The following is a 10577-nucleotide window of genomic DNA, read 5'->3' on the forward strand; positions in this document are numbered from 1 at the left end:
CTTCTCCTCAATCTTCATCAGTCCCTCCATAAGAGACTGTTACCTTTTTCTCTGTCTCAATTCAGGGGGGCACTTCACATTCCCCCGTCGCACGGTGGATCCTGAAACAAGTTCAGGATGACGAAGAAGGTATGCGCGAGGCTTTCATGTGCCGTGCGCCAGTCGGGTCGACATCCGCCTGCACGGAACCTGCCGAAGAAAATAATGCGCCGCCGGTTCCCCACCTCACACCCAGCCGATAGGCTGACGGCGCCCCCTCCTGTCCCGGATCCTGCCCCCATGCTCTCCCGCTTCGCCCTCTATTTCGACGAAGTCGCCAAGCGCGGATCGATCCGCCGGGCGTCGGAGGTGCTCAACATCGCGCCGTCGGCGATCGACCGGCAGATCCTGCGGATGGAGGCCAGGCTGGGGGTGCCGTTGTTCGAGCGGCGGCCGCAGGGACTGCGGCTGACCGCGGCGGGCGAGCTGCTGGTGGGCACGGTGCGGCGCTGGCGGCGCGACCTGCGCGGGGTCGAGGCGCAGATCGACGAACTGCGCGGGCTGCGCCGCGGCGAGGTCGGGGTGGCGATGGTCGAGGGCGCCGCCGAGTTCATCACCCGCAGCCTGCAGGGGTTCAGCCAGCGCTATCCCGGGATCGTCTACCGGCTGCAGGTGTCGCAGTCGCAGGCGGTGGTCGACCTGGTGCTCAAGGGCGAGGCCGATATCGGCATCGCCTTCAACCCGCCCGACGGCCACGAGATCCGGGTCGAGCGCACCTTGATCTACCAGCTCGGCGCGGTGGTGCTGCCCGACCATATGCTGGCGTCGCGCGACGAGGTGACGCTCGCCGAATGCAGCGACCATCCGCTGGTCGGCCCCGACGAGACCAACGCGCTGCGCGGCATCCTCGAAGGCGCCTGGGCGCGCAATGTCGGCGCGCCGCCGCGCTTCGCCGCGACCGCGAGCAGCATCGCGCTGATCAAGTCGCTGGTGCTGAAAGGGATCGGGGTCGGGCTGCTGACCCCGATCGACGTCGCCGCCGAGGTCGCCGCCGGGCAGCTGCGCTTCGTGCCGATCGGCCAGGCCAAGCTGCCGCTGTCGGTGCTGTCGCTGATCAGCGCCTCGGGCCGGCCGCTGGCGACCGCGGCGTCGCTGCTGGTCCAGCATCTGGCGGCGGCGATGCTCGAGGAGGAAGCGCCGACGGTGGGGTGAGACGGGTAGAAACCCTTCTAGATCCTCCCTGAAGCGCAGCTTTGGGGAGGGGGACCGCGTAGCGGTGGAGGGGTTTTCCAACCGCAAAGCCAGCGCGATCGTTGAGGTCGTAGGCCCCTCCACCAGCTTCGCTGGTCCCCCTCCCCATCTGCGATGGGAAGGATCTGAATTGGCGCGTTGCTTTTTTTAGTACACCACCACGAAAAAATTGAACTGGATTTGCTCACCCGCAGGCCCCAGCATGACTCTATCGTGACAGGACGGGGCGAGAGACCTCAGCCGCCACGATGAAAGGGACGCGAATGACCGATATCAACAGGCGCTCGATGCTGGGCGCCGCGCCGGCGGCGATGGGTGCGCTGGCGCTCCTGGCCGCCTGCTCGAAAGCCGGCGGCACCGATGGCAAGAGCGGGACATTGGGCTCGGCGCGCACGGTCGCCTGGGCGGTCGGGACGACGGGGTCGGATTTCGTGCTCGAAATCTCGCTGGGCGCCGCCGATGCCGCGGCGATGCTCGGCTGGAAGTTCAACCGCATCCTCAACCCGCAGCCGACCCCCGACGCGCATATCAACGCGATCCGCCAAGCGGTGACCGCGCGGTCGGACGTGGTGGTGACGGTCGACTGGTACCAGGCGGTGGTCGACGAGATCGCCGCCGGACAGAAGCAGGGCGTCCATTTCGCGCTGGTCAATTCGGCGAACAATCCCGACACGCTGGCGCCGCTCAACGTGCCGTTCGTCGGCCAGCAGCCGCGCGACAATGGCCGGCTGATGGGCGAGCGCATCGCCGAAACGCTGAAGAAGCGCGGGATCGCCGGCGGATCGGTACTGGTCGGCAACCCCTTCCCCGGATCGCTCAATGTCGAGGAGCGGATCCTCGGCGTCGCCGACGGGCTCGCCGCGGGCGGATCGACCGCCAAGCTGGTCGTGTTCGCCGACGAGGCCGCCAAGGACGCCGCCGCCTCGGTCGGGCTCTACAAGGCCAAGCTCACCGAGACCCGCGACGTCGTCGCCCATGCGGTCGCCGGCGGCGAGATGTCGGCGATCCCGCTCGCCAAGGCGCTCGCCGAACTGGGCGTGAAGCCGGGGCAGCAGATCATCGGCGGCTGGGTGAGCAGCCTCAAGACGCTGAACATGATCAAGGCGCATGAGATGGATTTCGCGATCGACGAGAATCTCTACTGGCAGGGGTTCATGGCGGTGCTGGTCGCCTGGTCGATGCTCGAACGCGGGCTGCCCGCGAGCACGATGTCGCCGGGCCATATCTGGGTCGACGGCGCCAATGTCGAGGCGATGCTGGCGAGCTATGGCAAGCGCAAGCAGGCGGCGGTGGCCTATGGCCTATCTTGAGCCCGCAACCAGCATGACGCCCCCCTCCCCCGCCGACGCCCGGCCGGTGCTGAGCGCCGACGGCCTCACCCGCCATTTCGGTACCATCACCGCGCTCGCCGATGTCGGCTTCGACCTGTTCCCGGGCGAGGTCACCGCCCTGCTCGGCGACAATGGCGCGGGCAAGTCGACGCTGATCGCGATGCTGTCCGGCGTGCTGAGCCCAAGCGCCGGGACGATCGCGATCGACGGCGCGGCGGTGCGCTTCGCCGATCCCGCCGCCGCGCGCGCCGCGGGCATCGCCACCGTCTTCCAGAATCTGTCGCTGGTCGAGGACCGCAGCATCGCCGAGAATCTGTTCCTCGGCCGCGAACCGGTCCGCTTCGGCTTCCTGCTCGACCGCGCGCGCATGCACCGCGAGGCGCAGGCGGTGCTCGACCGGCTCAAGGTCAACCTGCCGCCGGTCACCACCGCGGTCCGCTATCTGTCGGGCGGTCAGCGCCAGGCGGTCGCGGTCGCGCGCACCATCCTCCAGGGCAGCCGCATCGTCCTGCTCGACGAACCGACCGCGGCGCTCGGCGTCCGCGAGACCGCCAAGGTGCTCGACCTGATCCGCATGCTGCGCCACCAGGGCACCGCGGTGGTGCTGATCAGCCATAATATGGAGAATGTCTTCGACGTCGCCGACCGCGCGATCGTGCTGCGTCTCGGTCGCAAGGTCGGCGAGCGGCGGATCGCCGACAGCAGCCGCAGCGACATCGTCGGCCTGATCATGGGAGCCACCGCATGACCGGGACGCTTGCTCGCCTGTTCAACCGGCAGACCGCGATGCTGGTGGTCGCGATCGCCCTGTTCGCCGGCTTCGCCGCCAACGCCCCGCATTTCGTCGATGGTCAGACCCAGTTCGAGATCCTCCGCATCACCGCCTTCACCTTGCTGATCGGCCTGCCGCTGACGGCTTTGGTGATCGCCGGCGAGGTCGACCTGTCGATCGGGTCGAATTACGGGCTGTGCAGCGTGATCGCGGCGATCGCGATCGTCGACCATGGCTGGAACCCCTGGGCCGCCGCCGGCCTTGCGGTCGCGCTCGGCACCGGCATCGGCCTGCTCAACGGGCTCGCGGTGGTGAAGCTGCGGATCCCGTCGTTCATCCTGACGATCGGCATGCTCAGCCTGTTGCGCGGGCTGGCGCTGGTGCTGACGATGGGGCTGTCGATCGATATTCCGGCGACGATCGACAGCAGCTTCTTCCACGCCGCCGGCGGGATGGTCGGACCGGTGCCGATGCAGGTGATCTGGGCGGGCGCGGCCTTCCTGATCTGCGGCTTCATCCTGCGCTACACGCTATACGGCGCGCATCTCTATGCGACCGGCGGCAATGCCCGGGCGGCGTCGCAAATGGGGGTCGATCCGGGCAAGGTGAAGATCCGCGCCTTCGTCGCCCTGGGCTTCTGCTGCGGCCTCGCCGGGGCGCTGACCACCGGCTGGCTGCGGATCGGATCGCCCAACACCGGCACCGGCGGCGAATTGTCGATCATCGCCGCGGTGATCATCGGCGGCGCCGCCCTGAGCGGCGGGATCGGCACCGCGACCGGCACCCTGCTCGGCGCGATCATCGTGTCGATGCTGCAGACCGGGCTGATCCTGGTCGGGGTGCAGGGCAATTGGGTGCAGGTCTATGTCGGGCTGCTGATCGTGCTCGCCGCCGGGCTCGAACCGCATCTGCGGCCCGACGGGGCGATCGCCGAATGGCTGCGTGCGAGGGAACGCCGCGCCGCCCCCGGCTGACGCCCCCGCCGCCCTCTCCCGACCGACTTTCTGACGCTTCGTTTCAACATCTTTCGAGGTGAGCCCTTCATGGCGCCTGTCGACCTTCATTACGACCAGCCCGAAACCGTCGCGATCGACGAGATTCCGGTGATCGATTTCAGACGCTTCCTGATCGGCAGCGCCGACGACCGCGCCGCGGTCGCCGCGCAGATCGCCGAGGCATGCCGGCGGATCGGTTTCTTCTACATCGTCAACCATGGCGTCCCCGAAAGCCTGCGCCAGGCGGTGCTCGCCGAAAGCCGCGCCTTCTTCGCCCGGCCGCGGCCCGAGAAGATGCTGTGCGCGCCGATCGCCGACGGCCAGTGGTGCGGCTATCTGCCGCCGCGCGGCGCCGCCGAGGGCACCCAGCCGGGCGGATCGCTGCTCCCCGACGGGCAGAAGGCGAGCGTGTCGGGCGGGACCCTCGAACAGTACAACATGATGCGGGTGCTGAACGCCGACGACGACAATTATGGCGACCCCGATCCGATCTACCAGCGCAACCTGTGGCCGGCCGGCGCCCCCGATTTCGTCGAGACGATGATCGTCAACCAGCGCGCGCTGACCGCGCTCGGCGATGCGCTGATGCGGGCGCTGTCGATGGCGCTGGGGCTGGACGAAGACTATTTCTCGAACCTCCACCAGAGCCCGCTGGCGACCTTCGGGCTCAATTTCTACCCCGCGCCGGTGCCGGGGGCGCCGTCGGCCGATGTCGGGGTTGGCGCGCATTGCGACGCATCGACCTTCACCGTGCTGCTGCAGGACGATGTCGGCGGGCTCGAGGTCCGCGACGCGAACGGGCGCTGGATCGCGGCGCCCTATGTGCCGGGCGCCTATGTGATCAACATCGGCGACACGATGATGGGGTGGACCAACGGCCATTTCGTCTCGACCCTCCACCGGGTGGTGTCGCGCAAGCCGGTCGACCGCTTCTCGGCGACGATGTTCATGAACCCCGACCGCGAGGTGGTGGTGGCGCCGATCGAGCGTTTCGTCACCGCCGATGCGCCGGCGCGGTTCGAGCCCTTTTCGAATGACGAGTATATGCGGCGTTTCTTCGTCAAATTCTACGACAACATGTTCAAATAAAAAGATTTTCTATCCATCGACGAGCAAACGGGCAAACCGTCTCGTGATGGCCGTGCATCTGCCGGGAGGGGGCCGTTTCGGCTTAGGCAGCCTTTTGAAGCGAGGGATGGCATATGGGTAAGGGACAATATCTTCTGAGGAGCGCCGGGCTGGCCGCGCTCGTCACCGCAGCGTTCGGCGCGGTACCGTCATGGGCGCAGCAGGCAGCGCCCGCGGCCGACGCCGCCGACGAAACCGATGCCGGCGCGATGGGGGTGCTGGTGGTGACCGGCACCAAGGCCAAGTCGGCGATCCTGCCGACCCCGACCGACGCCTTCGGGCTGGGCATCAGCCAGGTCGAAACCCCGCGGTCGACCTCGACCGTGTCGCTGGCGATGATCGACCAATATAGCCTGACGACGGTGCGCGACCTGATCGCGGTGACCCCGGGCGTGTTCACCGCCAGCTTCTACGGGGTCGACGGCACCGTGAACATCCGCGGCGAATATGCCGACAATTTCTTCCGCGGCTTCAAGCGGGTCGAGAATCAGGGGACCTATATCACCCCGATCGAGTCCGCATCGACGCTGGAGATCGTCCGCGGCATCGCCTCGCCGGCTTATGGCACCGGCCGTTCGGGGGGCTATGTCAACTTCACCCCGCGCGCCGACCGCGCCGAACAGTTCCGCAATGGCAAGGAGGCCGGCGGCGAGGTCGTCGCCTCGCTCGGCACCTATGATTATTACCGCGCGTCGGGCGAATATGGCGCGCCGATCAAGCTCGGCGACTATGCCGCGGGCGTCGACCTCTATGTCGAGAAGGTCCAGGCATCGCAATATTTCCACGGGATCGAGCCCAAGCACACCCTGGTCCAGGGCGGGTTTTCGAGCGAACTGCCCGGCGGCTTCACCTACAGCGTCGGCCTCCAATATTATGACGCCAGCGGGATGCAGGGCACGACCGGCATCAACCGGCTGACCCAGGACCTGATCGACAACGGCAATTATATCTCGGGCCGGCCGATCGCCCAGCTCGTGTCGCCGGGGGCGGCCTATATCACCCCGGCCGACATCGTCCGCGCGGGCGGGGTCACCAAATATTTCGGCGCCGCGAACAATTACAGCAGGCTCGATCCGGCGACGATCAAGACGGTCAAGCTCGGCCGCCGCACCCTGCTGACCTCGCCCTACGACTATGGCGATTCCGAAACCACCACCGCCTATTTCGACCTGTCGCACGACCTCGGCCCGGGCACGGTCAAGCTCCAGGGCTTCCTCGACGATCTCAACGCCGACAGCTATAATGGCTATGGCTTCACCAAGCATCTGCGCGACCAGGCGCGCGAGGCCCGGCTCTCCTATGCCGGCAAGGTCGCACCGGCGAAATGGCTCGAGGCGAGCTTCGTCGGCGGGGTCGGCTATCGCGATTACGACGCCGACGAAGGCTATGTGTTCGCGCGCGGCTATCAGGTGCTCGACCGCCAGGACATCACCGTCGGATCGACCCCCGACGATCTGTTCAACCCGATCTACATCAGCGGCGAACCCTACGACCAGTTCTACCATTCGATGGTCAAGGGGTACGGCGCCTTCTTCAACACCGACATGAAGCTGTTCGGCGGGCTGAAGTTCACCGGCGGCCTGCGCTATGACGATTATCATGTCTGGTCGAGCAACACCGGCCTGACCGACTTCTCGGCGCCATTGAACGTCACCTATCACAACAAGCGCGACGCGGTGAGCTGGTCGGCGAGCCTGAGCTACGTCACCCCGTTCGGGGTCGTGCCCTATTTCACCAAGGGCAAGTCGTGGGCGCTCGAGACCAGCCAGGGCGGCGCGATCACCCCGGGCAATGTCCGCGGCGACACCTTCCTGTCGCCGACCAAGCTGACCGAGGGCGGCATCAAGGCGAGCCTGTTCGACGACCGGCTGTTCGTCGGCCTGTCGGCCTATCGCCAGCAGCGGGTTCAGTCCGAGCTGCTGACCGGCAATTTCGTCGGCGCCACCACCAAGGGGCTCGAAGGCGAGCTGCGCTGGGCGGTGAGCAAGCGCTTCGGCCTGTCAGCGGTCGCGACCCGGCAGAAGACGACCATTTCGGGTTCGTCCTTCCTGGTCGTCACCCCGACCTCGTTCGGGCTCGCTTACACCGACGGCTGGGGCTTCATCTACCAGGCCGCGAGCAGCGCCTTCGCCGGGCTCGCCACCGGCTATGTCGACAAGACCCAGCCGCGCTATGTGTTCGGCCTGTTCGCCAATTACGAACTCGGCAACGGCATCGGCGCGACTTTGGGCGGCAATTATGTCGACAAGACCAGCGGGCAATTGCCGGGGGCGATCGAGTTCCCCGACTATTTCCTGCTGCGCGGATCGGTGCACTGGGAAACCGGCCGTTACCGGATCGCGGTCAACGTCAACAACATCCTCAACAAGCGCTATTATATCCCCCAGCGCAGCACCGACACCGAAGGATCGGCCTTCCCCGGCGAAGGCCGGACGGCGGTGCTGAAGGTAACGGCGCGGTTTTAAACACGGCGTAACCCCTCCCCTTTAGGGGAGGGGTTGGGGTGGGGTGCGACTGAAGCGGCTCGATGCCGCTGAAGTCGCGCTCGGCTCCAGCGTAGAGGCTCGCTACGCTCGCCACCCACCCCTTCGGCAGGTAAACCATGCCCCCCGGCATGGTTTAGGGATTGCCGGGGGCAATCCCAACCTGCCGAACCTCCCTTGAAAGGGAGGGGCTTAAGTAAAGTCATTCCCCCATGACCACCTCCCCTTCCCTCCCGATCATCGACCTCGACGACCTGATCGCCGGCGTCCCCGGCGCGCTCGAGCGGGTCGCGGGGGAGGTCGGGGCGGCGGCGCGGACGATCGGGTTCTTCTATGTCCGCGACCATGGCGTCGCGCCCGGGCGGCTGGCCGAGGTCTATGCGATGGCGCAGGCTTTCTTCGCGCTGCCGGCGGCCGAGAAGATGGCGCTGACGATCACCCGCTCGCTCCACAATCGCGGCTATGCGGCGGTCGATTCCGAGAGCCTCGATCCCGACGCCCCGCCCGACCTCAAGGAGGCGTTCAACATCGGCCGCGAGCCCGAGCCGGGCGAACGCTGGGCCGACGACGCACCGTCGCAAGGGGTCAACCAGTGGCCGGCGCTGCCCGGCTTCCGCGACCTGATGAGCGATTATTATGACGCGATGCGGCGATTGGGCGAGCAGCTCCACCGCGCCTTCGCGGTCGACCTCGGGCTCGAACCCGACCATTTCGCGCGCTTCGTCGACCGGCCGATGGCGACGCTGCGGCTGCTGCGCTATCCGGGCGGCGGCGCGCCAGGCCGGCACGGCGCCGGTGCGCACACCGACTATGGCAATATGACGATCCTCTCGCAGGACGATGTCGGCGGGCTCGAGGTGCGGACCCGCGACGGGGCGTGGATCGCGGCGCCGCCGATCGCGGGCGCGTTCATCTGCAATATCGGCGACTGCCTGATGCGCTGGAGCAACGACATCTACGCGTCGACCCCGCACCGGGTGGTCGATCTCGAAGGGCGCGAACGCTATTCGATCGCCTTCTTCCTCGACGCCAATGACGATGCGCTGGTCGAATGCCTGCCGAGCTGCACCGGCCCCGACCGGCCGCCGCGTTATGCGCCGATCACCGCCGGCCAGCATCTGCGCGACAAGCTCGACGCGACCTATGCCTTCCGCCAGGCGGCGCCTTCTGAAGGCTGATACTTTGGGCCTTGAATACCAACCCGTTCGTGTCGAGCGTAGTCGAGACACTTTCCACCACCGCGGGGTGTCTCGACTACGCTCGACACGAACGGAGAAGGGGGTTCGAGTATTTCACCCATTAATATGCCCCCTCCACCATCCGCCGCTCCTCTCCGCCGACTGACGCTGCTGCTCGGCCTGCTGTCGGCGATCGGGCCGATCGGCATCGATATCTATCTGCCGGCGTTCGCGACGATCGCGCGCGATCTCGGTTGCGGGATCGGCGCGGTGCAGGCGAGCATGGCCGGCTATTTCCTCGCGCTCGGGCTCGGCCAGATCGTCTATGGCGCGCTGTCCGACCGGATCGGACGCAAGCCGCCGATCCTGCTGGGGCTGGCGCTGTTCGTCGCCGGGTCGATCGGCTGCGCGCTCGCCGACGGCGTCGCCACGCTGATCGCCGGGCGCTTCGTCCAGGGCTGCGGCATCTGCGCGATCGTCGCGCTGATGCGGGCGATCGTCCGCGATCTCCATGCCGGCCCCGACGCGGTGCGGCTGATGGCGCGCACCCTGCTGATCGTCAGCGTCTCGCCGCTGCTCGCCCCGCTGGCCGGCAGCGCGATCATCGCCTTCGCCTCGTGGCGCATGATCTTCTGGCTGCTCGCCGCGCTGGCGACGTCGCTGCTGGTCGCGACCTGGCGCCTGCTGCCCGAGACCCATGTCGCGCGGTCGTCCGAAGCGCAGCCCTTGCAACGGACCTTCCGCCGGATATTCGCCGATCCCGGCTTTCGCCGGGCCTTGGCGATGCTGGCGACCGCGCAGGCGGGGGCGTCGATCTATCTCGCCGGATCGTCGGCCGCCTATATCGGCGCCTATGGCCTGCCGCCCTGGACCTACAGCATCGCCTTCGCCGCCAATGCGGTCGGAATGATCGCCGCGGCACAAACCAACCGCACGCTGATCCTGCGCCACGGCACCCCGCGGGTGCTGCTGATGGCGGCGACGCTGACCCTGGCGGGGATCGCGCCGATGGCGCTGGCATCGCTCGCCGGCCCCCCGCCGATCGCGCTGATGCTGGCGGGCTTCTTCCTGGTCTTCACCTCGTTCGGCTTCGTGATGGGCCCGGCGTCGGTGCTCGCGCTCGACCGGCACAGCGCGGTCGCGGGCACCGCCGCGGCGCTGCTCGGCACGCTGCAGTTCGGCGCCGGGGCGGCGGCGAGCGCGCTGCTGTCGCTGCTCGGCGGCAGCTTCGCGGGGATGGTCGCGCTGCAAGCGGTCGCCGCCGTCGCCGCGTGGATCGCCGCCTGGCGGATCGCGAGGCGGGAAGCGGCCCCATAGGCGCCAACATAACCCGTCGCCCCGCACTCACATGGGGAGTTGTGGGTCAAGATGTCGTGTTAGGGCGACATGGATATTCTCCTTTGAAGCATCGGATGTAGGTCTGAGCCGGTTATGGAGACGCGGCCTAAGCCTGGTCCAAC

8 protein-coding genes are annotated in these 10577 nt (G+C 67.4%); all 8 read left to right on the plus strand.

Annotated elements, in window-relative coordinates:
- Positions 1 to 279 precede the first annotated feature (279 nt).
- Positions 280 to 1191, plus strand: a complete 912-nt coding sequence (locus AC1RM6_RS30290; RefSeq protein WP_493108400.1) for a LysR family transcriptional regulator — start codon at positions 280 to 282, stop codon at positions 1189 to 1191.
- A gap of 302 nt (positions 1192 to 1493) precedes the next feature.
- Positions 1494 to 2540, plus strand: a complete 1047-nt coding sequence (locus AC1RM6_RS30295; protein ID WP_493108402.1) for a substrate-binding domain-containing protein — start codon at positions 1494 to 1496, stop codon at positions 2538 to 2540.
- Positions 2541 to 2553: 13 nt separating this feature from the next.
- Entirely contained in the window at positions 2554 to 3309 is a 756-nt protein-coding gene (locus AC1RM6_RS30300; RefSeq protein ID WP_493108403.1) for an ATP-binding cassette domain-containing protein, read from the plus strand.
- The gene (locus AC1RM6_RS30305; RefSeq protein ID WP_493108405.1) at positions 3306 to 4307 is read left to right on the plus strand and encodes an ABC transporter permease; all 1002 of its coding nucleotides are present in this window, start codon (positions 3306 to 3308) and stop codon (positions 4305 to 4307) included. Before AC1RM6_RS30300 ends, AC1RM6_RS30305 begins: the two co-directional genes overlap by 4 nt.
- Before the next feature lie 69 nt (positions 4308 to 4376).
- On the plus strand, positions 4377 to 5417 hold the full coding sequence (locus tag AC1RM6_RS30310; RefSeq protein WP_493108407.1) for an isopenicillin N synthase family dioxygenase: 1041 nt from the start codon (positions 4377 to 4379) through the stop codon (positions 5415 to 5417).
- Between the two features lie 113 nt (positions 5418 to 5530).
- Positions 5531 to 7921, plus strand: a complete 2391-nt coding sequence (locus AC1RM6_RS30315; RefSeq protein ID WP_493108409.1) for a TonB-dependent siderophore receptor — start codon at positions 5531 to 5533, stop codon at positions 7919 to 7921.
- Between the two features lie 230 nt (positions 7922 to 8151).
- Positions 8152 to 9117, plus strand: coding sequence for an isopenicillin N synthase family dioxygenase (locus tag AC1RM6_RS30320; RefSeq protein WP_493108411.1), 966 nt, complete (start codon positions 8152 to 8154; stop codon positions 9115 to 9117).
- A 126-nt stretch (positions 9118 to 9243) separates the two neighbouring features.
- The gene (locus AC1RM6_RS30325; RefSeq protein WP_493108413.1) at positions 9244 to 10434 is read left to right on the plus strand and encodes a multidrug effflux MFS transporter; all 1191 of its coding nucleotides are present in this window, start codon (positions 9244 to 9246) and stop codon (positions 10432 to 10434) included.
- The last annotated feature ends 143 nt before the right edge of the window (positions 10435 to 10577 follow it).

It is taken from the genome of Rhizorhabdus sp. GW822-FHT03C02 (assembly GCF_058801765.1).

What these genes read in the sequence shown, in the direction of transcription:
- AC1RM6_RS30290 (WP_493108400.1), top strand. Translation starts at nt 280, where the DNA reads ATGCTCTCCCGCTTCGCCCTCTATTTCGACGAAGTCGCCAAGCGCGGA.
- AC1RM6_RS30295 (WP_493108402.1), top strand. Translation starts at nt 1,494, where the DNA reads ATGACCGATATCAACAGGCGCTCGATGCTGGGCGCCGCGCCGGCGGCG.
- AC1RM6_RS30300 (WP_493108403.1), top strand. Translation starts at nt 2,554, where the DNA reads ATGACGCCCCCCTCCCCCGCCGACGCCCGGCCGGTGCTGAGCGCCGAC.
- AC1RM6_RS30305 (WP_493108405.1), top strand. Translation starts at nt 3,306, where the DNA reads ATGACCGGGACGCTTGCTCGCCTGTTCAACCGGCAGACCGCGATGCTG.
- AC1RM6_RS30310 (WP_493108407.1), top strand. Translation starts at nt 4,377, where the DNA reads ATGGCGCCTGTCGACCTTCATTACGACCAGCCCGAAACCGTCGCGATC.
- AC1RM6_RS30315 (WP_493108409.1), top strand. Translation starts at nt 5,531, where the DNA reads ATGGGTAAGGGACAATATCTTCTGAGGAGCGCCGGGCTGGCCGCGCTC.
- AC1RM6_RS30320 (WP_493108411.1), top strand. Translation starts at nt 8,152, where the DNA reads ATGACCACCTCCCCTTCCCTCCCGATCATCGACCTCGACGACCTGATC.
- AC1RM6_RS30325 (WP_493108413.1), top strand. Translation starts at nt 9,244, where the DNA reads ATGCCCCCTCCACCATCCGCCGCTCCTCTCCGCCGACTGACGCTGCTG.